Raw genomic sequence first — 19,465 nt, 5'->3', positions numbered from 1 at the left:
GCGTGAACGCATCTGTTATTCCGGACCACATCCAGGGCGACCCGCGCGTCGCCGCTGCCGACGCCGCCGCCCGCCTGCGCGAGCTGACCGGCGCCGAGACCCACGACGTCGCTCTCGTGATGGGCTCCGGGTGGGCCCCCGCGGGCGATGCGCTCGGCATCCCGGAGGCCGAGTTCCCCGTCACCGCGCTGCCCGGATTCCCGGCCCCGGCGGTCGAGGGCCACGGCGGCACGATCCGCTCGTACAAGATCGGGGAGAAGCGCGTCCTGGTCTTCCTGGGCCGCACCCACTACTACGAGGGCCGCGGCGTCGCGGCGGTCGCGCACGGAGTCCGCACGGCCGTCGCCGCGGGCTGCGGAACCGTCATCCTGACGAACGGGTGCGGGGGGCTCCGCGAGGGCATGCGCCCCGGCCAGCCGGTCCTCATCAGCGACCACATCAACCTCACGGCGGCCTCGCCGATCGTGGGCGCGAACTTCGTGGACCTGACCGACCTGTACTCGCCGCGGCTGCGCGCACTGTGCAAGGAGATCGACGAGACCCTCGAAGAAGGCGTCTACGTCCAGTTCCCCGGCCCGCACTACGAGACCCCGGCCGAGATCAACATGGTCCGCGTCATGGGCGGCGACCTGGTCGGCATGTCCACGGTCCTCGAGGCGATCGCGGCCCGTGAGTCGGGCGCCGAGGTGCTGGGCATCTCCCTGGTCACGAATCTGGCCGCCGGCCTGAGCGGGGAGCCCCTCAACCACGAGGAGGTCCTCCAGGCGGGCCGCGACTCGGCCACCCGTATGGGCTCGCTGCTGGCACGGGTGCTGGACCGGGTCTGAGCGACGGCACTCCCAGCCCTCTCAGCCCGGCCGGCGCCCAGGAGCCACGTCCGGCGCCCCCGGCGCACCGGGAGCCGCACCCCCAGTCCCGCCGGCGTACCCGGAGCCACCCCCAGCCCCACCGGCGCCCAGGGAGCCGCACCCCCAGCCCCGCCGGCGTTCGAGGCGCGGGGGTCCGGGGGCGGAGCCCCCGAAGCGGGTCCGGGCGGAGCCCGGTTCCGGGAAGGGGCGAGTAGGGGAACAGTCCGCCGCAGGCGCACCCGCACCCCCGGCACCCCGCACCCCCGCACCGCCCCACCACCACACCCGCAGAAAGGCGGACACCGTGCAGCAGGACCAGGACCTCCTCACCCGTGCCAGGACCTGGCTCGCCGAGGACCCGGACCCCGAGACCCGGGCGGAGCTCGAAAGGCTCATCGAGACCGGTGACGAGCCCGCGCTCGCCGACCGCTTCGCCGGCACGCTCCAGTTCGGGACCGCCGGCCTGCGCGGCGAGATCGGCGCCGGACCGATGCGGATGAACCGGTCCGTGGTGATCCGCGCCGCCGCCGGACTCGCCGCGTACCTGCGAGCGCGGGGACAGGGCGGCGGGCTCGTCGTCATCGGATACGACGCCCGCTACAAGTCCGCCGACTTCGCCCGCGACACCGCGGCCGTGATGACCGGCGCCGGACTGCGCGCGGCCGTGCTGCCCCGCCCCCTGCCCACCCCCGTCCTCGCGTACGCCATACGGCACCTGGGGGCCGTCGCGGGCGTCGAGGTCACCGCCAGCCACAACCCGCCGCGCGACAACGGCTACAAGGTCTACCTCGGCGACGGCTCGCAGATCGTGCCCCCGGCCGACGCGGAGATCGCCGCGGCGATCGAGGCCGTGGGCCCGCTCGACGGCGTACCCCGCCCGGAGGCGGGCTGGGAGACGCTCGGCGACGAGGTCCTGGACGCCTATCTCGCGCGTACGGACGCCGTCCTCGGCTCCGGTTCGCCCCGCACCGCGCGGACCGTCTACACGGCGATGCACGGCGTCGGAACCTCCGTCCTGACGGCCGCCTTCGCCCGCGCCGGTTTCCCCGAGCCCGTACTCGTGGCCGAACAGGCCGAGCCCGACCCGGCGTTCCCCACCGTCGCCTTCCCCAACCCGGAAGAGCCCGGAGCCATGGATCTCGCGTTCGCGACGGCGCGCCGGACACAGCCCGACGTCATCATCGCCAACGACCCGGACGCCGACCGCTGCGCCGTCGCGGTACCCGACGCGACGGCCGACGGCGGCTGGCGGATGCTGCGCGGCGACGAGGTCGGCGCTCTGCTCGCCGCGCACCTGGTGGACCGGGGCGCGACCGGTGTGTTCGCCGAGTCGATCGTGTCCTCGTCCCTTCTCGGCCGGATCGCGGAGAAGGCGGGTCTCGGCTACGAGGAGACCCTGACGGGCTTCAAGTGGATCGCCCGCGTCGACGGCCTGCGGTACGGGTACGAGGAGGCGCTCGGCTACTGCGTCGACCCGGAAGGGGTCCGCGACAAGGACGGCATCACGGCCGCCCTGCTGATCGCCGAACTCGTCTCCGTACTCAAGGAGAAGGGCCGCACCCTCCTGGATCTGCTGGACGGTCTCGCCCTGGAGCACGGCCTACACGCCACGGACCAGCTGTCGGTCCGTGTCGAGGACCTCTCGGTCATCGCGGACGCCATGCGCCGCCTGCGTGAGTCCCCGCCGACCGCCCTCGCGGGCCTCCCGGTCACCTCGGCCGAGGACCTCTCCCGGGGCACGGAGTCACTGCCGCCCACGGACGGCCTGCGCTACCACCTGGCGGGCGCCCGGGTCATCGTCCGCCCGAGCGGCACGGAGCCCAAGCTCAAGTGCTACCTGGAGGCCGTGGTCCCGGTCGGATCGGCGGAGGAGCTGCCCGCGGCCCGCGCACGGGGTGCGGAACTGCTGGCCGGCATCAAGCGGGACCTGGCGGCCGCGGCGGGGATCTGAGGGGTGGCAGGCGCGTGCGGCGGGCGTACCCCGGGACCGCCGCACCCGTCCGGCGGCCCCTGCCGCACGAGGCGGTCCGAGGTCAGGGCAGTCGGATGTTGTCGTACCTGGTGTTCGGCTCTCCGCCGGCGTGGACGCGCGGGGAGGTGAACACCCCGGCCAGCTCCTTCTCGGCGATCGCCCTGCGGGGAAGGCTCAGCCCGTAGTGCTCGCCCATCAGCCGGTACACGTCCCGGATGGGCGGGATGTGCAGCCCCCACTCGTCCGGCTCGTCGGGGAAGTCGGGATCCGGGTCGACGCCGCCGAGCCCGATCTCGGCGGTCATCCGCCGGGTGAGGGGATGATCCGCCCTGACCGCCTCGTGCACCTCGCCGTCGAAGTAACTCCAGTCCAGCTCTCCGTCCACGATCACGCCGACCGCGGGCGGGTCCATGGTGGTGTCCGTGACGGTCAGCCATGTGCGGCCCTCCCACAGGTCCTTCACGTGGTCGCGGCGCTGCATGAAGAAGCCGTCGCCGCCGCCGCACAGGGCGAACGCCCACCCCGCGTGCTCGCCCAGCCTGGCCCAGTCCGGGACGTCGACGGAACGGTGCAGCACTGTGTTGAACGTTTCGGGCGGCATGACGCCGAGGCCGGGATCCGCGCCCCTCATCGCCGCCAGCTCCTCGACGTCCACGCCTTTGACCATCACCAGGTGGAAGCCCCAGGAGCCGAGGTCCTGCTGTATCCACTCGAATCCGTCATCGCTCATGACCGGGAGTGTGGCAGCGGGGTCCGACAGCCCGGGACCGTGACCTGAACCCGCACCGCACCGCACCGCACCGACTGCCGTGTCGCGAGAGGTGGTGTCCCTTCGGTCGCGGGTGGAGCCGCGCCGTCGTCCCCCGGGACGCTGCCCCGCGAGGACGATCCTGTCGTTCACACCGGGGCTAGAGTCGGCAACGTGTACGTGCAGGAGCGGGCGGACGTACGACGGGCTCCCGCCACCGCTCAGCCGATCGCGAGCAGCACCACGAGCAGCACCGCGCCGACGACCGCCGGGGCGATCACCTCGTAGGCCCAGCGCGCGGACGCGGTGACGGTGCCGCCTTCCTTGCGGGCGGCGGCGCGCTCGGCCAGCTCCCGCAGGTCGCCCACCGTCTGATCGGCGGCGGCCGCCCGGGCCTGGGAATCGCGGACGTCGGCGTGCACGGAGGTCCGGCCGTACGGGTCGTCGTGCGCCTGCTGGCCGGCCCTCCTCGCCGCACGCTTGCGCTCGCGCAGCGAGACGGGGACCGCCCACAGCTGGTACTTGTCACCGGCGTGGGTGAAGAGCTCGCTGGAGTACGCGGCACGCACGGTGGAGACGTCCGCCCAGGGCAGCACGATCGTGCGGAAGGGGTTGCGGATCCGGATCCGCGCCTCGTCGGCGAACACGGCCGGCCGCAGGGTGAACGCCACGATCAGCGGGATCGCGGTCAGCAGCGCGGCCAGCGCGAGCCACGGCACCCGCCCCTCGCCCCGGAACACCGCGTCCAGCCCGATCCAGCCGACCAGCAGGATGAGCAGCGCGCCGCTGACCAGCGCGGCGCCCGACCGGTAGGTCCGGTCGGCGTGTGCGGGCTCGGCGGGAGGTGTGGGGCTCGTCATGGTCCCGATTCTGCCTGAAGGGGCACGGGGGACGGGGCGCGGCCTCGCCAGGCCCGTGGAGGGGTCGAAACGGTGAGGCCCCTGTACAGGTCGCTACGCGCGTAGATATGCTCATGTGGTGACCATGCCCACCACTGCTCCCGCATTTGCCGACGCGACGGCGTCCGAGGGTGCGCTGCGCCGCTTCCTGCACGGGCTGCCCGGCGTCGACACCGTCGGCCTCGAAGCGCGTGCCGCCTCCCTCGGTACCCGATCGATCAAGACGACCGCCAAGGCGTACGCCATCGATCTCGCCATCTCGATGATCGACCTGACGACGCTGGAAGGCGCGGACACCCCCGGCAAGGTCCGGGCCCTGGCCGCCAAGGCGGTCAACCCCGACCCCACCGACCGCACGACCCCGCGCACCGCGGCGGTCTGCGTCTACCCCGACATGGCGGCGACCGCCGCCGCCGCGCTGGCCGGCTCCGGGGTGAAGGTGGCGTCCGTCGCGACGGCCTTCCCCGCCGGACGTGCCGCGCTGGACGTCAAGCTCGCGGACGTCCGCGACGCCGTGGCGGCCGGGGCCGACGAGATCGACATGGTGATCGACCGCGGCGCCTTCCTCTCCGGCCGCTACCTCAAGGTCTACGAGGAGATCGTCGCCGTGAAGGCCGAGTGCGGCTCCGCACGGCTGAAGGTGATCTTCGAGACCGGCGAGCTCTCCACGTACGACAACATCCGCCGGGCCTCCTGGCTCGGCATGGTGGCGGGCGCGGACTTCATCAAGACGTCGACCGGCAAGGTCGGCACGAACGCCACTCCGGCGAACACGCTGCTGATGCTGGAGGCCGTACGCGACTTCCGGGAGCAGACCGGCGTGCAGATCGGCGTGAAGCCGGCCGGCGGCATCCGCACCTCCAAGGACGCCATCAAGTTCCTCGTCCTGGTGAACGAGACGGCGGGTGAGGACTGGCTGGACAACCACTGGTTCCGCTTCGGCGCCTCCAGCTTGCTGAACGACCTGCTGATGCAGCGCCAGAAGCTCAGCACCGGCCGTTACTCCGGCCCCGATTACGTGACGGTGGACTGATCCCCATGGCATCTGCATTCGACTACGCACCGGCTCCGGAGTCCCGCTCCGTCGTCGACATCGCGCCCTCGTACGGCCTGTTCATCGACGGCGAGTTCACCGAGGCCGCCGACGGCAAGGTCTTCAAGACGGTCAGTCCGTCCACCGAGGAGGTCCTCTCCGAGGTCGCCCGGGCCGGCGCGGAGGACGTGGACCGGGCCGTGAAGGCGGCCCGCCGGGCGTTCGAGAAGTGGTCGGCGCTGCCCGGCTCCGAGCGCGCCAAGTACCTCTTCCGGATCGCCCGGATCATCCAGGAGCGCTCCCGTGAGCTCGCCGTCCTGGAGACCCTGGACAACGGCAAGCCCATCCGGGAGACCCGCGACGCCGACCTCCCGCTGGTCGCCGCGCACTTCTTCTACTACGCGGGCTGGGCGGACAAGCTGGACCACGCGGGGTACGGCGCGAACCCCCGCCCCCTCGGCGTGGCCGGCCAGGTCATCCCGTGGAACTTCCCGCTGCTGATGCTGGCCTGGAAGATCGCCCCGGCCCTCGCCACCGGCAACACGGTGGTGCTGAAGCCCGCGGAGACCACTCCGCTGTCGGCGCTGTTCTTCGCCGACGTCTGCCGGCAGGCCGGTCTGCCCAAGGGCGTCGTCAACATCCTGACGGGGTACGGCGACGCGGGTGCGGCGCTGGTCGAGCACCCCGACGTGAACAAGGTCGCCTTCACGGGGTCGACCGCCGTCGGCAAGGCCATCGCCCGGAGCATCGCCGGTACGGACAAGAAGGCCACGCTCGAACTGGGCGGCAAGGGCGCCAACATCGTCTTCGACGACGCCCCGGTCGACCAGGCCGTCGAGGGCATCGTCACCGGCATCTTCTTCAACCAGGGCCAGGTCTGCTGCGCGGGCTCGCGCCTCCTCGTGCAGGAGTCCGTGCACGACGAGGTGCTGCACTCCCTCAAGCGCCGGCTGTCCACGCTCCGCCTCGGCGACCCGCTGGACAAGAACACCGACATCGGCGCGATCAACTCCGCGGAGCAGCTCTCCCGGATCACCTCGCTCGTCGAGACCGGCGAGGCCGAGGGCGCCGAGCGCTGGACCGCGCCGTGCGACCTGCCGTCCTCGGGCTACTGGTTCGCCCCGACCCTCTTCACCGGCGTCACCCAGGCGCACACCGTCGCCCGCGACGAGATCTTCGGCCCGGTGCTCTCGGTGCTGACCTTCCGTACGCCCGACGAGGCGGTCGCCAAGGCCAACAACAGCCAGTACGGCCTCTCCGCGGGCATCTGGACGGAGAAGGGCTCCCGCATCCTCGCGGTGGCGAACAAGCTCCGCGCCGGCGTGGTGTGGGCCAACACGTTCAACAAGTTCGACCCGACCTCGCCGTTCGGCGGATACAAGGAGTCGGGCTTCGGCCGCGAGGGCGGCCGTCACGGTCTGGAGGCCTACCTCGATGTCTGACGGGCGACTCAGTGTCTTCAAGACCTACAAGCTGTACGTCGGGGGCAAGTTCCCCCGCTCCGAGAGCGGCCGGGTGTACGAGGTGACGGACTCGAAGGGCAAGTGGCTGGCGAACGCCCCGCAGTCCTCCCGCAAGGACGCGCGTGACGCGGTCGTGGCCGCGCGCAAGGCGTTCGGCGGCTGGTCGGGGGCGACCGCGTACAACCGCGGGCAGGTCCTCTACCGCGTCGCGGAGATGCTGGAGGGCCGCCGGGAGCAGTTCGCGCGGGAGGTGGCGGACGCCGAGGGGCTGTCGAAGTCCAAGGCGGCGGCCGTCGTCGACGCGGCGGTCGACCGCTGGGTCTGGTACGCGGGATGGACGGACAAGATCGGCCAGGTCGTGGGCGGGGCGAACCCGGTCGCGGGCCCGTTCTTCAACCTGTCCACCCCGGAGCCGACCGGCGTGGTCGCGGTCCTGGCGCCGCAGGAGTCGTCGTTCCTGGGCCTGGTCTCGGTGATCGCCCCGGTGATCGCCACGGGCAGCACGGCGGTCGTCATCGCCTCGGCCGCCGCGCCGCTGCCCGCGCTGTCGCTGGGCGAGGTCCTGGCCACCTCGGACCTGCCGGGCGGCGTGGTGAACATCCTGTCGGGAGGGACGGCCGAGCTCGCGGCTCCCCTCGCCTCCCACCAGGACGTCAACGCCATCGACCTCACGGGAGCCGACGCCGGCCTCGCGAGGGAACTGGAGGCCGCGGCGGCCGACAACCTGAAGCGCGTCCTGCGTCCACAGCCTGTGGACGAGGACTGGTCCGCCGGTCCCGGCACCCGGCGCCTGACGGCCTTCCTGGAGACCAAGACGGTCTGGCACCCCACGGGTGCACTGGGAGCCTCCGGCTCCTCGTACTGATCCCGGGCATGCGTGCGGGGCCGCCTCCGGGCGGCCCCGCACGCGTGTCCGCGCGTGGTCAGCCGGTGATCAGGCCGGTCACCTCTCCGATCACGGGCAGGTCGCCGAGCGCGGCGCCACTGGTCAGCGGGTCGGTGACCAGCGCCGTGGTCACCGGCTTGAAGTCCGCGATCTGGGCGCCCACGGCGTTGTCCAGCGGATCCACACCCGTCCCGGCCAGCGGGTCGAGCTGCAGATCGGTGATGGGCTTGACGGCCCCGGCGAGGCCGTAGCCGAGCGCGCTGGTCAGTGCGGGCGCGGCGGCGTCACCTACCGCCCCCAGGGTGCTGTCCGCCGTGTCCGAGCCGGTGGCGGGCGCCGCGGGCAGCGGCGCCGCCTGAGCGGCCGCGCCTCCCGCACCGAGCGCCGCGCCCAGCGCGGTGAGGGTCAGGCCGGCTCGCAGCAGCGCGCGGTTCCGGGGCTTGGACAGTGCATGACGTGCCATGTTTTCCCACCTGATCGGGACGTGTCGGGTAATCACTCGTACACGCAGAGTAGTTGAGGTGTGATGCTCGATACCAACAGGACCTCCCGGGGATCCCCTACGCGGGTCAATGCCTCACACTTCTGTTCTGTGAGTTCCCAACCGATCCCCACGCGCGTCGTACTGCTCGCCGGTCCCTCCGGCTCCGGCAAGTCGTCCCTCGCGGCCCGCAGCGGTCTGCCGGTGCTGCACCTGGACGACTTCTACAAGGAGGTCAACGATCCGACACTGCCGCGGGTCACCGGCAGCGCGGACATCGACTGGGACTCGGCCCTGTCCTGGGACGAGGACAGCGCGGTCGCGGCCATAGCGGAGCTGTGCCGCACGGGGCGCACGTCCGTTCCCCTGTACGACATCGCCACGAGCTCACGTACGGGCCGCGAGACGCTCGACATCGAGCGGACCCCCCTGTTCGTGGCCGAGGGGATCTTCGCCGCGGACATCGTGGAACGCTGCCAGGAACTGGGCCTGCTCGCGGACGCGCTGTGCCTGCGCGGCCGGCCGTCGACGACGTTCCGTCGCAGGCTGGTGCGGGACCTGCGCGAGGGCCGGAAGTCGGTGCCGTTCCTGCTGCGCCGCGGCTGGCGGCTGATGCGGACCGAGCGGCGCATCGTGGCCCGCCAGACGGCCCTGGGCGCCCATCCCTGCGCCAAGCAGGAGGCCTTGGGCCGCCTGGCCGCCGCGGCGGCGGGACGGTGCCGGACCCCGCGGAGCCGGGTCGCGAAGTAGGGAGGGGGACGGGCCGACGGCCCGCCCCCTCCCCGGCGCACGCGGCGGGGGCGGACAAGACCCCCCGGCCTGTCCGCCCCCGCTGTGCGCTTCCCCCGTGCCGCCGTCTCCCCCGAGACCGCGGCCGTTCCCCCTGTTTCCCCCGTGCCACCGTCTCCCCCGAGACCGCGGCCGTTCCCCCCTGTTTCCCCCGTGCCCCCGCAGACCTCAGGCCACCAGCTCGCCGAAGGACTCCTCCTCGTCACGGCCGAAGCTGAGGACCTCGTCCTCGCGCAGCCGGCGGAGCGACCGCCAGATGCTCGACTTCACCGTGCCGACACTGATGTCGAGGATGGACGCGATCTCCGGGTCCGTGCGACCCTCGTAGTAGCGGAGCACCAGCATCGTGCGCTGGAGTTCCGGCAGCCGCGCCAGCGCCTGCCAGAGCACCGCCCGCAGTTCGGTGCCCCGCATCGCGTCCGTGTCGCTCACCGTCTCCGGGAGCTCCTCGGTCGGGTATTCGTTGAGCTTGCGCCTGCGCCACGCGCTGATGTGCAGGTTGGTCATGGTGCGGCGGAGGTAACCGCCGACGGCCGCCTTGTCGCTGATCCTGTCCCACGCCCGGTACGTCGAGAAGAGGGCGCTCTGGAGCAGGTCCTCGGCCTCGAACCGGTCGCCGGTCAGGTGGTAGGCGGTCGCGTACAGGGAGGCGCGGCGCTCCTGGACGTAGGCGGTGAACGCCGTTTCGGCGTCCTGTGCCCCGTCCGCGGCGGTCCGCTCCCCCGTGACCTCCCCGTACGCGCTCCCCCCGTCCTCCCCCGTGGGCGCGTCGACCATCGCCAGGTACGACGAGTGCGGACGCCCGGCGCCACGTACGCGCCCCCGCCCGACGACGCCGGACTTCTCCGGGCTCCGCCCGATGTCGTGAAGGCGCGTGACAACTGCGCTTGAGGTGGTGCTGTGCAGTGCGTTCATCTGGCGCCCCCCATCGGTGGAGTCCGTTCGATCCGTGTGCCATTGAGCTTGCCGGGCCAGTTTCATGGCCCTGTCCCCCGACTGTCACAGACCTGTCACAGGGCATGTCGAGCGGTCAAGTCGGGGGGATTGTCGAAACGTGGCTGCACCATGGGCCAGAATGACCCCCGTGCCTTTCCTGTTGCTGATCGAGGACGACGACGCCATCCGCACAGCCCTCGAACTCTCCCTGTCACGCCAGGGCCACCGTGTGGCCACCGCGGCGACGGGAGAGGACGGCCTGGAGCTGCTCCGGGAGCAGCGGCCGGATCTGGTTGTGCTGGACGTGATGCTGCCCGGGATCGACGGTTTCGAGGTGTGCCGGAGAATCCGGCGTACCGACCAGCTGCCGATCATCCTGCTGACCGCGCGCAGCGACGACATCGACGTCGTGGTGGGACTGGAGTCCGGCGCGGACGACTATGTCGTGAAACCCGTGCAGGGCCGGGTGCTCGACGCCCGGATCCGCGCGGTCCTGCGCCGCGGGGAGAGGGAGTCCACCGATTCGGCGACGTTCGGGAGTGTCGTCATCGACCGTTCGGCGATGACCGTCACCAAGAACGGGGAGGACCTGCAGCTCACGCCGACCGAGCTGCGGCTCCTGCTCGAACTGAGCCGCCGGCCGGGACAGGCCCTGTCCCGGCAGCAGTTGCTGCGCCTGGTGTGGGAGCACGACTACCTCGGTGACTCTCGGCTGGTGGACGCCTGTGTGCAGAGGCTGCGGGCGAAGGTGGAGGACGTGCCGTCCTCGCCGACCCTGATCCGCACCGTGCGCGGTGTGGGCTACCGGCTGGACTCGCCTCAGTGAGCGATTCCGCGAAGCGCTCCATACTCGCGGGTCTTCGCTGGACCAGCCTGCGGCTGCGGCTCCTGATCGTGTTCGCGCTGGTGGCCCTGACGGCGGCCGTGTCGGCGTCGGGCATCGCGTACTGGCTGAACCGTGAGGCCGTTCTGACGCGTACCCAGGACGCCGCGCTGGGCGACTTCCGCCGTCAGATGCAGAACCGGGCGGCCTCGCTGCCGCTCCAGCCCACGGCGGTCGAACTCCGTGACACCGCCGAGCAGATGGCGAGCAGCAGCCCCGGCTACCACGTGCTGCTGATCGGCACCCAGGACGGCAAGCCCGTCACCGGGTCCTCCGACATCGACGCCTTCACCAAGCTCGACGTCCCCGCCTCGCTGCAGAAGCAGGTGAACAAGAAGCAGCCGCTGACGTCGAGCAATCCCTTTGAGTACCACCTGTTCTGGCAGCGCACGACGCTGGGCGGCACTCCTCACCTGGTGGCCGGCACGAAGATCATCGGCGGCGGTCCCGCCGGGTACATGCTGAAGTCGCTCGACCAGGAGCGCGAGGACCTCAACTCGCTGGCCTGGTCCCTCGGGATCGCCACCGCGCTGGCCCTCGTCGGCTCGGCACTCCTCGCGCAGGCCGCGGCGACGACCGTGCTGCGGCCGGTGCAGCGGCTCGGCGACGCGGCCCGCAAGCTCGGCGAGGGCAAGCTCGACACCCGCCTCGTGGTCTCGGGAACCGACGAACTCGCCGATCTCTCCCGTACGTTCAACAACGCCGCGAGCTCCCTGGAGAAGAAGGTCGCGGACATGAGCGCCCGGGAGGAGTCGAGCCGGAGGTTCGTCGCCGACATGTCCCACGAACTGCGCACCCCGCTGACCGCGATCACCGCGGTCGCCGAGGTGCTGGAGGACGAGGCGGACAGCCTGGACCCGATGATCGCCCCGGCCGTCCACCTGGTGGTGAGCGAGACCCGGCGGCTGAACGATCTGGTCGAGAACCTCATGGAGGTCACCCGCTTCGACGCCGGTACGGCCCGCCTCGTCCTGGACACGGTGGACGTCGCCGACCAGGTGACCGCCTGCATCGACGCCCGTGCCTGGCTCGACGCGGTCGATCTGGACGCGGAGCGCGGCATCATGGTGCGCCTCGATCCGCGCCGGCTCGACGTGATCCTGGCGAACCTGATCGGCAACGCGCTCAAGCACGGCGGATCGCCGGTCCGGGTGTCCGTACGGACCGACGAGGACGAACTGGTCATCGAGGTGCGCGACCACGGGCCCGGCATCCCCGAAGAGGTCCTGCCCCATGTGTTCGACCGCTTCTACAAGGCGAGTGCCTCCCGCCCGCGCTCCGAGGGCAGCGGTCTCGGCCTGTCCATCGCGGTGGAGAACGCCCACATCCACGGCGGCGACATCACGGCCTCCAACCTGCCGGACGGCGAGGGCGCGGTGTTCGTGCTGCGCCTCCCCCGGGACGCGGAGCGGCTGGCCGGCGCCGCGGACGGTGACGGGAGCGATGACGTGAACGAGGAGGGCGGCACGACGTGATGCGCGGCAGAGACGTGTACGGCACACGCCGCCCGGCAGGAGCGCGCGGACGCGGGGGCCGGGGGTGGCGTCCCGCGCGGGCGGTCACCGCCGTCCTCGCCGTCACCGTCTGCGCGGTGCTGGCCGCCGGGTGCGGGATCAGGAGCACGTCGGTGCCGGTCGACGCCGGGGCGGCCCCCTCCCGCGTGCCCTGCCGGGCGTCCGGTACGGACGTGGGGAACCACCCGGCCGGATCGCTGACGGTCCAGGTCTACCTGCTCTGCGCCTCCCGACTGCTCGCGGTGGAACGCGTGGTGGAGATGGACGAGTCGGAGTCCGACCGGCTCGGGGTGGCGCGGTCGATCCTGGCCCAGGTGCAGCAGCGGCCGTCCGCCGACGAGCGGCGTGAGGGCTTCTCCACACGCGTACCGGAGGGGCTCACCGTCACCGAGGGGCTCCGGGACGACCCGGAGGGCACTCTGCGGCTGAGCGAGTACCCCGACGACCTGCCGGCCGGCGCGTTGGCGCAGTTGGTGTGCTCCTTCGCGGAGAGCGACGGCTCCGGTGACCCGGTGCTGCTGGGGGGGCCGGGTGAGTACCGGGCCCGGAGCTACGCGTGCACGCCGGAGACGAGAGCGCGTCCGGCCGACGGGGTGGGCAGCGGCGTGGCCGCCACGCCCTGAACACCGCCCGGCCGGGCGGGACCCGGCGTCCCGGCCCGTGCGGCCGTCTCCGTAGGATGTCGGCCCATGGGGTCACGTTTCCGTGCGGGTGAGGTCATCGTCCGAAGAGAAGTCCTGGACGGCCGTGAATGGCTGGTCTATCCGGTCACGGTGGCGGGCGACGACGGGCGCACGCTGGCCGTGTACCTGGCGCAGGGCACTCCGCTCTCGTTCGGGTGGGGCGATTTCCGCTGGGGGCTGCACCCCTGGACCGAGTTCGCCCACGCGTGGCAGTCCTCCGGGGTGCTGCAGTTGCAGCGGGCCGGCGAGGCCTACTCCGTGTGGGGCCGCTGGGACGACGAGGCACTGGTCGAGTGGTACGTCAACTTCCAGGCGCCGCTGGCGCGTACGGCACGGGGCTTCGACACCCTCGACCACGAACTGGATCTGATCATTCCCGGTGACGGCTCGCCGTACCGCTGGAAGGACGTCGATCACTTCGAGGAGCGTGTGCGGACGGGCGGCTTCACGCCCGGCGAGGAGGCCACCGTACGGGCCGCGGCCCGCGAGGTCGAGGCTCTGATCGGCAGGGGCGAGTGCTGGTGGGAGGAGTGGCGCCACTGGCGCGCTCCCGCGGCCTGGGCCGTGCCGGGCCCCGTCGCGATCGGGGACGGCCCGGCGGCGGACGTGTCCGCCGGGCCGCCGTCCGTCCTTCAGTAGGACTCGGCGTAGAGGGTGCGCAGGTAGTCCTGGCCGGCCTGCCCCGCGGGATCGTTGTCCAGGTTTCCCGTCACCGAGACGACGAACCGGTCCAGGTCGTCCCGGCCCACCCCGTGGTCGCGCAGCCTGCCGTTCAGGCCCGCCGAGGTGCGGAGACGGTCCACCGCGTCGTGGACGGTGGGGCCGCCGAGCAGTTCGGCGACCGCGGCGAACGCGTCGGGTGCCAGCGGCTCGGTGTGCCGCAGCCAGCTCGGATACAGGATCGCGAGGCCTCTGCCGTGCGAGATGTCCAGCCCCGGGACCGCGCCCATGGCCTGCTGGAGCCGGTGGGGCAGGCAGGTGCTGACGTGGGCGACGTTCGATCCGCCCAGCAGGGCCGCCCTGCACAGTGCCTCGCGCGCCTCCGGCGACACGTCGCCGTCCAGTGCGCCGGGCAGGTGGGCGGCGATCAGCTCGATGGCCAGGTGTGCCCGGCCCCGGCTCGCCTCGTCCGCACGGGCGGCCACACAGCCCTCGACGGCGTGGGCGAACGAGTCGAAGACCGTGTCGGCCATGACCTGGCGCGGGACCGAGGCGATCAGGTCCGGGTCGACGACCGCGACGCGCGGGGCGACCGCGGGGCCTCGGACGCCGGCGCGGAACATCCGCACCGTGTCCGTGATGATCGCTCCCCTGGTGACCTCCGAACCGCTGCCGGCGGTGGTGGGGACGGCCACCAGGGGGAGGGCGGGCGCGTCCGGGGCCAGCGTCCCCCCGATGAGGTCCCGGATCGTACCCCCGTGCGGCACGGCGACCGCGACGCCCTTGGCCGCGTCGAGGGCACTGCCTCCGCCGAGGCCCACGACGAGGTCGCAGCCCCGGGACCGCGCCAGGGCCGCGGCCTCGTCCACCTCGTGCGAGGCCGGGTTCGCCGAGACGCCGTCGAAGACCGTGACGCGCAGGCCCGCCTTGCCGAGCGAGGTGACGATCCGGTCGAGATAGCCGTTCGCCCTGGCCGCCGTCCGTCCGGTGACGACCATCGCGTGCTCCCCGCAACCGGCGGCGTGGACGCCGGTGCGGTCCAGTTCACCGCGGCCGAACTCGACGCGGGTGGAGACGTCCAGGTCCATGTCCAGCTTCATCTGATCACTCCATCGGTAGCGGCGTGGCGGGTCACGCGCGCGAGGTGTCCTGGCCGGGCCGGGCGGCGTTGTCCCTGAGCGCGTCCAGGACCGCGCAGGTGCCCGTGGACAGCAGGTGGAGAGCCGATCCTCCGCCCGTCGACACCGGTCCGTCCCAGGGGAGTTCGGCCACGGTGTCCCCTCCGAGCAGGAGGGTCCTGCCGGGGGCGGCTGCCAGGGCCGAGAGGATCGCGTCGGAGGACCCGCGGTGGCCGTCGAGGTAGCGGGACGGTGTTCCGGCGACCACCGTCCTGGACATGCGCGCGAGCATGCGGGCGGCCCAGGGTTCCAGTGCGAAGTCCACGATCGCGTGGCCCGGCGGTACGCCGTCGGCGACGGCGACCGGCGTGGCGGCGCCGGTGATCCTCCTGCCGTTCACGGGCGCGGCCCGGACGGTGGCCGGAACGTGCAGCCGTGCCCGGCCCCCGGTCCGCAGCGCGGTGCGCGCCGCGTCCAGGCACGCCTCGGGGTGACTGCCGGTGTCGGACGCCCCGATCTCGTGGCCGAGGGCGCGCAGCACGGTGTTGAGCACCACTCCGCCCGGGACGACGAGTGCGCAGGTGCGCAGGGCGTGTACCAGCCCCACGCACGTCTTCTCCTTCTTCCGGCCGCCCAGCACGGCGGCCGACGGGCCCGGGGAGCCGCCGTCGCACCAGGGAGCCATGAATCGCACGTCCGCCACCAGACTCCGGGCGGCGTAGCCCGGCAGCCGGCGCAGCAGACCGGTGTTCGAGGCGTGCGCCCGGTGCGCCTTGGAGAAGCCGCCGACCGCGACCCGGTCTCCCAGCAGTGCGAACCGGCGCGCGAGGTCGTCGTCCCCGCGTTCCTCGCCCGCGTGGTGCCTGGTGTTGCCGAACAGGGCGATGTCTCCGGGGCGCAGCCGGCGGGCCTCCTCCACGGCGGCGTCGGAGGCGTTCTCGGGTACGTACCGCACCGGCCGGTCCAGTCGCCGGGACAGGTACGCGGCGATGTGGTCCAGGGCGGTCGCGCTGCCGTCCCGGTGGCTGCCCTGGTGGGAGAGGACAGCCACCCGGGCGCCGGCGTCGGACAGCAGCCGCAGGTCGTCGAGTTCGCTGTCGACGCGGCCGGTGCTGGCGAGGTCCGGCCCCACGTTGAAGCCGGCGGAGTGGATCCACCGCTCGCCCGGGGCCACGGTCCGGTCGGCGAGCAGGGGGACGCCGGCGAGCGGATCGCCCCGCCGGGCGTCAGAGACCATAACCGCGGAGTCCGGCCGTCTCGTCGAGGCCGAACATCACGTTCATGTTCTGTACGGCGGACCCGGCCGCCCCCTTGACGAGGTTGTCCGTGACCGCGACCACCTTGGCGATACCGCGGCGGACGTCGTAGTCCAGCCCGATGTGGCAGAAGTTGGAGCCGGTGACTCCGGCCAGGCCGGGATACCTTCGGTAGTCCTTGTCCGTGAGGCCGCCGGTACCGGACTCCGTGTTGACCCGGACGAAGAACTCGCCCTCGGAGCCGGCGCCGTAGCGCTCGGTGTAGAGGTCCAGGAGCATGCTCCGCGAGACCTCCTCGCGCATCTCCTCGCGGACGCGGACGCTCGCCTGGATGTAGATCCCACGGGCGAAGGGGCCGTGCGCGGTACTGAGGTCGACCGTGACCGGGCCGCCCGGCCCGCCGGGGAGGCGGTCCTCGAGCTCCGGCGCGTGCCGGTGTCCCTGGAGGCTGTAGGGCAGCATCGAACCGTGGACCTCCGCGTGCAGGGTCTCGGTCCGCGGCTTGATCCCCGCGCCCGTCGTCCCGTTGACCGCGGCGATGTGCAGCGGTGCCCCCGGCTCGGCGAGCCGTGCGGACAGGAGCGGTTCGAGTCCCAGCAGGGCGGTGATGACGTAGCACCCCGGATTGGCGACGAGGCGCGCCCCCGCCAGCAGGTCGCGGTGCCACTCGGTGACCCCGTACACGGCCTCCGGGAGCAGCTGGGGGGCGGTGTGCTCCCGTCCGTGGGCGGCGCGGTAGGCCAGGGGGTCGGAGAACCTGAAGTCGGCGCTGAGGTCGATCACCCGCGCCCCGGCGTCGAGCAGCGCGGGCGCCCGCCGCATGGCCTCGCCCGAGGGGGTGCACAGGAACACGACGTCCAGGGAGGAGGCCTGGGCCTCGATGTCCTCGGCGTCGTGGAAGCGCAGTCCCGATCCGAGGAGGTTCGGATGGACGCGTTCGAAGGACTCGGTTCCACGGGACGTGGGCAGGATCTCGGACACCTGCGGATGTCCGAGGAGCAGGCGGCACGTCTCGCCGCCCGTGTAGCCGGTGCCTCCGATGACCGCCGCCCGTATGCCGTCGTCGCTCATGCGTTCCATCCGTTCGTGAACTCGTCCGGGTCGGTGCTCACATGGATCATGATCTTGCCCGTGGGTACGTCGGGCCGGTCCATCAGGCGAAGCGCCGACGCGGCGTCGTCGAGTCCGAAGTGGTGCGTGATCATCGGGAGCACGTCGACGGAGCCGGTCGCGAGGTGTTCGATCACCTCGTCGAAGTCCCGGGGTGTGGACAGGGCGGAGCCGCGCACGGTCAGCTCGCGGCCCACGAGGGAGTTCAGGTCGACCGGGTGTGGGCCGTCGAAGTAGCTGACGATCACGACGACGCCTCCGGGGCGGACCGCCCCGATCGCGTGGTCGGTGACCCCGGGATAGCCCGAGGCGATCACGACCACGTCGGCCGGTCCCCCCAGGGCGTCGCGGACTCCGGCGACCGGATCCCCCTCCCCGGCGTCGACGTAGGCGTCGGCACCGAGTCCTCGCGCCGTCTCGCCCTTCGCCGCGCCGAGGTCCACGCAGGCCACGGTGGCCCGGCCGAGCGCGCGGGTGGCGACGAGGCAGCTGAGCCCGATGGTGCCGGATCCGAGGACGGCGACGCGGCGGTCCGCTCCGTCCACGTCGGCGAGCCGCATCGCGTGCCGGCCGATCGAGAGCGGTTCGACCAGCGCCCCGGCCAGCGGGTGCGTTCCGGGCGGCAGCCGGTGGGCCATGTTGGGGTGCAGGACCACCAGATCCGCGAACGACCCGGTCCAGTCGAGGTGGCTGAGGTTGCGCTTGCGGGAGCACAGGTGCGGGGCCTCGCCCTCGCACTCCGCGCAGGAGCCGCAGTGGGAGAACGCGGCAGAGCAGACCAGGTCACCGGGGGCGAACCCGGTCACCTCCTCGCCGACACGGACCACGGTCCCGGAGAACTCGTGTCCCAGGACCGCGGGCGCCTTCTTGTACGGGTGCGTCCCCCGGTAGGCGGCGAGGTCGGAGCCGCAGATCCCGGTGGCCGCCACCCGGACGAGCAGTTCGCCCGGGCCGGGTTCGGGCGCGGCGGTCTCCCGGTACACCAGGGACCGTTCAGCGGTCAGGACGGCGGCACGCATGGTGGCGGGTGCTTCCGGTGCGGTCGTCATGGTCAGCACACCCTGTTCGTCGCGTCCGCGCCCGTCAGGACGGACCGGAGTTCCTCGACGAGCAGGCGGCCGACCCGTTCCTGGGCGTCGGTACTGGTCGCACCGATGTGGGGGGTGAGCACCACGTTGTCGAGGGCGCCGAGGTCCGGGGTGCCGGACTCCCGGCCGTGTACGTCGAGTCCGGCGCCGGCCAGGGCTCCCGAGGTCAGGGCGGCCAGCAGCGCCTCCTCGTCCACCACGCCGCCCCGGGACACGTTGATGAGGTAGGACCGGGGGTGCATCCGTGCCAGTTCCGCCGCGCCGACGAGGTTCTGCGTGCCCGCGGTGAGCGGTACGGCGAGGCACACGATGTCCGAGCGGCCCAGCAGGTCGTCCAGGTGCACCCGTTCGATGTCCCGCAGCCGCAGTTCCTCGTCGCGTTCCGGAGTGGGCCGCTCGACCGCGGCCAGGACGCGCATCCCGAGGGCGAGGCCGAGGCCCGCGATGTGGGAGCCGATCGGTCCCAGGCCCACCACGCCGAGGACCCGCCCGTGGAGGACCGGGCCGGCGAGCTGGGGCTTGTTCCACTCGCCCCCGCGCACCTGCCTGTCGGCGAGGGCGATGTTGCGGGTGACCGCGAGCATCAGGCCGAGAGCCAGCTCCGCCACCGCGGGCGCGGAGACGCCCGGCAGGTTGAACACCTGCACCCCGGCCTCGCGGCAGGCCGCGAGGTCGATGTTGTCGGTTCCGGAGCCCGCCCGTGCCACCACCTTCAGCCGGCTGCCGCGCCGGATCACGTCTCCGGTGATCCGCACGCCGCTGCGCACGACCAGGGCGTCGGCATCGGCGGCCAGGTCGAGGAGTTCCTCGTGGGCGGGCTGGATCCGCACCGTGATGTCGTGGTCCCGCCCCAGGTCCGCAAGGGCGTCCGCGGACACGGGGTCCAGGACGACGACGCGTGCTCGATAGGTCATGCCGTCGATCCAACCGCAGACCGCAAGGCTTGGCAAGTAATTGACAGAGTCATTGACACACGCGCCTGCCCGCCTCTACCTTCATCGAGCTGCCGGACGTGGACACTCGCGATAATCGCCAGCACAGCACGCTGTAAAGAAATTGCCCAAGTTGGTGACCGACGGGCTCAGCACCGTCTCGTGA

The 19,465-nt window shown here is 72.4% G+C and carries 19 protein-coding genes; 10 read left to right on the top strand and 9 right to left on the bottom strand.

What is annotated here, in order from left to right; translation table 11 throughout:
- Window positions 1–2 precede the first annotated feature (2 nt).
- Complete coding sequence (locus tag ACIRJR_RS07625) at window positions 3–827, top strand: purine-nucleoside phosphorylase (RefSeq protein WP_403775292.1); 825 nt, start codon at window positions 3–5, stop codon at window positions 825–827.
- A gap of 325 nt (window positions 828–1,152) precedes the next feature.
- Window positions 1,153–2,799: a phospho-sugar mutase gene (locus ACIRJR_RS07620; RefSeq protein WP_403775289.1), complete on the top strand. Its 1,647-nt coding sequence runs from the start codon at window positions 1,153–1,155 to the stop codon at window positions 2,797–2,799.
- Between the two features lie 82 nt (window positions 2,800–2,881).
- Here the strand turns inward: ACIRJR_RS07620 and ACIRJR_RS07615 are convergent, their stop codons facing one another.
- Together ACIRJR_RS07615 and ACIRJR_RS07610 are read right to left on the bottom strand one after the other, a co-directional pair.
- Window positions 2,882–3,550, bottom strand: a complete 669-nt coding sequence (locus ACIRJR_RS07615) for a hypothetical protein (protein ID WP_403775286.1) — start codon at window positions 3,548–3,550, stop codon at window positions 2,882–2,884.
- Window positions 3,551–3,789: 239 nt separating this feature from the next.
- Window positions 3,790–4,428: a PH domain-containing protein gene (locus tag ACIRJR_RS07610; protein ID WP_403775283.1), complete on the bottom strand. Its 639-nt coding sequence runs from the start codon at window positions 4,426–4,428 to the stop codon at window positions 3,790–3,792.
- A gap of 124 nt (window positions 4,429–4,552) precedes the next feature.
- Here ACIRJR_RS07610 and deoC point away from each other — a divergent pair, with 124 nt between their 5' ends.
- The 3 genes from deoC to ACIRJR_RS07595 are packed head-to-tail and all read left to right on the top strand — an operon-like array spanning window position 4,553 to window position 7,828.
- Window positions 4,553–5,500, top strand: coding sequence for a deoxyribose-phosphate aldolase (gene deoC / locus ACIRJR_RS07605; RefSeq protein WP_103515426.1), 948 nt, complete (start codon window positions 4,553–4,555; stop codon window positions 5,498–5,500).
- 5 nt (window positions 5,501–5,505) lie between these two features.
- On the top strand, window positions 5,506–6,942 hold the full coding sequence (locus ACIRJR_RS07600) for an aldehyde dehydrogenase family protein (RefSeq protein ID WP_403775280.1): 1,437 nt from the start codon (window positions 5,506–5,508) through the stop codon (window positions 6,940–6,942).
- Window positions 6,935–7,828 carry an aldehyde dehydrogenase family protein gene (locus tag ACIRJR_RS07595; RefSeq protein ID WP_403775277.1) on the top strand — a complete coding sequence of 298 codons (894 nt, stop codon included), beginning with the start codon at window positions 6,935–6,937 and terminating at the stop codon, window positions 7,826–7,828. The genes ACIRJR_RS07600 and ACIRJR_RS07595 overlap by 8 nt, the downstream gene beginning before the upstream one ends.
- 58 nt (window positions 7,829–7,886) lie before the next feature.
- Here ACIRJR_RS07595 and ACIRJR_RS07590 read toward each other — a convergent pair whose 3' ends face one another.
- Window positions 7,887–8,312: a hypothetical protein gene (locus ACIRJR_RS07590; RefSeq protein ID WP_403775274.1), complete on the bottom strand. Its 426-nt coding sequence runs from the start codon at window positions 8,310–8,312 to the stop codon at window positions 7,887–7,889.
- 63 nt (window positions 8,313–8,375) lie between these two features.
- Between ACIRJR_RS07590 and ACIRJR_RS07585 the strand changes: the two genes are divergently transcribed.
- Window positions 8,376–9,080, top strand: coding sequence for a uridine kinase (locus tag ACIRJR_RS07585; RefSeq protein ID WP_403775271.1), 705 nt, complete (start codon window positions 8,376–8,378; stop codon window positions 9,078–9,080).
- Between the two features lie 207 nt (window positions 9,081–9,287).
- Here the strand turns inward: ACIRJR_RS07585 and ACIRJR_RS07580 are convergent, their stop codons facing one another.
- Window positions 9,288–10,034 carry a SigE family RNA polymerase sigma factor gene (locus tag ACIRJR_RS07580; protein ID WP_403775267.1) on the bottom strand — a complete coding sequence of 249 codons (747 nt, stop codon included), beginning with the start codon at window positions 10,032–10,034 and terminating at the stop codon, window positions 9,288–9,290.
- 169 nt (window positions 10,035–10,203) lie between these two features.
- On the opposite strand from ACIRJR_RS07580, the gene afsQ1 reads away from it, so the two are divergent.
- From afsQ1 to ACIRJR_RS07560, 4 genes are all read left to right on the top strand, one after another.
- Entirely contained in the window at window positions 10,204–10,881 is a 678-nt protein-coding gene (afsQ1, locus tag ACIRJR_RS07575) for a two-component system response regulator AfsQ1 (RefSeq protein ID WP_015578482.1), read from the top strand.
- Entirely contained in the window at window positions 10,878–12,413 is a 1,536-nt protein-coding gene (locus ACIRJR_RS07570; RefSeq protein WP_403775264.1) for an ATP-binding protein, read from the top strand. The genes afsQ1 and ACIRJR_RS07570 overlap by 4 nt, the downstream gene beginning before the upstream one ends.
- On the top strand, window positions 12,413–13,075 hold the full coding sequence (locus tag ACIRJR_RS07565) for a hypothetical protein (RefSeq protein WP_403776400.1): 663 nt from the start codon (window positions 12,413–12,415) through the stop codon (window positions 13,073–13,075). The genes ACIRJR_RS07570 and ACIRJR_RS07565 overlap by 1 nt, the downstream gene beginning before the upstream one ends.
- A 66-nt stretch (window positions 13,076–13,141) precedes the next feature.
- A complete protein-coding gene (locus tag ACIRJR_RS07560) occupies window positions 13,142–13,774 on the top strand; it encodes a DUF402 domain-containing protein (protein ID WP_403775261.1) in 633 nt (210 codons plus the stop codon).
- Here the strand turns inward: ACIRJR_RS07560 and ACIRJR_RS07555 are convergent.
- From ACIRJR_RS07555 to ACIRJR_RS07535, 5 genes are read right to left on the bottom strand one after another with little or no spacing between them, the layout of a single operon-like run.
- Window positions 13,768–14,895 carry an iron-containing alcohol dehydrogenase gene (locus ACIRJR_RS07555; protein WP_403775258.1) on the bottom strand — a complete coding sequence of 376 codons (1,128 nt, stop codon included), beginning with the start codon at window positions 14,893–14,895 and terminating at the stop codon, window positions 13,768–13,770. The two genes, ACIRJR_RS07560 and ACIRJR_RS07555, sit on opposite strands and share 7 nt — an antisense overlap.
- Window positions 14,896–14,926: 31 nt before the next feature.
- Window positions 14,927–16,150 (bottom strand): phosphoglycerate kinase, encoded by a 1,224-nt coding sequence (pgk, locus tag ACIRJR_RS07550; RefSeq protein ID WP_403775255.1) that lies wholly within the window; start codon window positions 16,148–16,150, stop codon window positions 14,927–14,929.
- Entirely contained in the window at window positions 16,140–17,240 is a 1,101-nt protein-coding gene (gene argC / locus ACIRJR_RS07545) for an N-acetyl-gamma-glutamyl-phosphate reductase (RefSeq protein ID WP_403775252.1), read from the bottom strand. Before argC ends, pgk begins: the two co-directional genes overlap by 11 nt.
- Entirely contained in the window at window positions 17,237–18,328 is a 1,092-nt protein-coding gene (locus tag ACIRJR_RS07540; protein ID WP_403775249.1) for a zinc-binding dehydrogenase, read from the bottom strand. Before ACIRJR_RS07540 ends, argC begins: the two co-directional genes overlap by 4 nt.
- Before the next feature lie 2 nt (window positions 18,329–18,330).
- Complete coding sequence (locus ACIRJR_RS07535; protein ID WP_403775246.1) at window positions 18,331–19,281, bottom strand: NAD(P)-dependent oxidoreductase; 951 nt, start codon at window positions 19,279–19,281, stop codon at window positions 18,331–18,333.
- Between the last annotated feature and the right edge of the window lie 184 nt (window positions 19,282–19,465).

Source organism: Streptomyces sp. NPDC102402, assembly GCF_044765765.1.
Taxonomy (GTDB): Bacteria; Actinomycetota; Actinomycetes; order Streptomycetales; family Streptomycetaceae; genus Streptomyces.
The sequence above is the reverse complement of the archived record's forward strand: the minus strand, read 5'-3'. Positions and strand labels throughout refer to the sequence as shown.

What these genes read in the sequence shown, in the direction of transcription:
- ACIRJR_RS07615 (WP_403775286.1), bottom strand. Translation starts at nt 3,550, where the DNA reads ATGAGCGATGACGGATTCGAGTGGATACAGCAGGACCTCGGCTCCTGG.
- ACIRJR_RS07610 (WP_403775283.1), bottom strand. Translation starts at nt 4,428, where the DNA reads ATGACGAGCCCCACACCTCCCGCCGAGCCCGCACACGCCGACCGGACC.
- deoC (WP_103515426.1), top strand. Translation starts at nt 4,553, where the DNA reads ATGCCCACCACTGCTCCCGCATTTGCCGACGCGACGGCGTCCGAGGGT.
- ACIRJR_RS07600 (WP_403775280.1), top strand. Translation starts at nt 5,506, where the DNA reads ATGGCATCTGCATTCGACTACGCACCGGCTCCGGAGTCCCGCTCCGTC.
- ACIRJR_RS07595 (WP_403775277.1), top strand. Translation starts at nt 6,935, where the DNA reads ATGTCTGACGGGCGACTCAGTGTCTTCAAGACCTACAAGCTGTACGTC.
- ACIRJR_RS07590 (WP_403775274.1), bottom strand. Translation starts at nt 8,312, where the DNA reads ATGGCACGTCATGCACTGTCCAAGCCCCGGAACCGCGCGCTGCTGCGA.
- ACIRJR_RS07585 (WP_403775271.1), top strand. Translation starts at nt 8,376, where the DNA reads ATGCTCGATACCAACAGGACCTCCCGGGGATCCCCTACGCGGGTCAAT.
- ACIRJR_RS07580 (WP_403775267.1), bottom strand. Translation starts at nt 10,034, where the DNA reads ATGAACGCACTGCACAGCACCACCTCAAGCGCAGTTGTCACGCGCCTT.
- ACIRJR_RS07565 (WP_403776400.1), top strand. Translation starts at nt 12,413, where the DNA reads ATGCGCGGCAGAGACGTGTACGGCACACGCCGCCCGGCAGGAGCGCGC.
- ACIRJR_RS07560 (WP_403775261.1), top strand. Translation starts at nt 13,142, where the DNA reads ATGGGGTCACGTTTCCGTGCGGGTGAGGTCATCGTCCGAAGAGAAGTC.
- ACIRJR_RS07555 (WP_403775258.1), bottom strand. Translation starts at nt 14,895, where the DNA reads ATGAAGCTGGACATGGACCTGGACGTCTCCACCCGCGTCGAGTTCGGC.
- pgk (WP_403775255.1), bottom strand. Translation starts at nt 16,150, where the DNA reads ATGGTCTCTGACGCCCGGCGGGGCGATCCGCTCGCCGGCGTCCCCCTG.
- argC (WP_403775252.1), bottom strand. Translation starts at nt 17,240, where the DNA reads ATGAGCGACGACGGCATACGGGCGGCGGTCATCGGAGGCACCGGCTAC.
- ACIRJR_RS07540 (WP_403775249.1), bottom strand. Translation starts at nt 18,328, where the DNA reads ATGACGACCGCACCGGAAGCACCCGCCACCATGCGTGCCGCCGTCCTG.
- ACIRJR_RS07535 (WP_403775246.1), bottom strand. Translation starts at nt 19,281, where the DNA reads ATGACCTATCGAGCACGCGTCGTCGTCCTGGACCCCGTGTCCGCGGAC.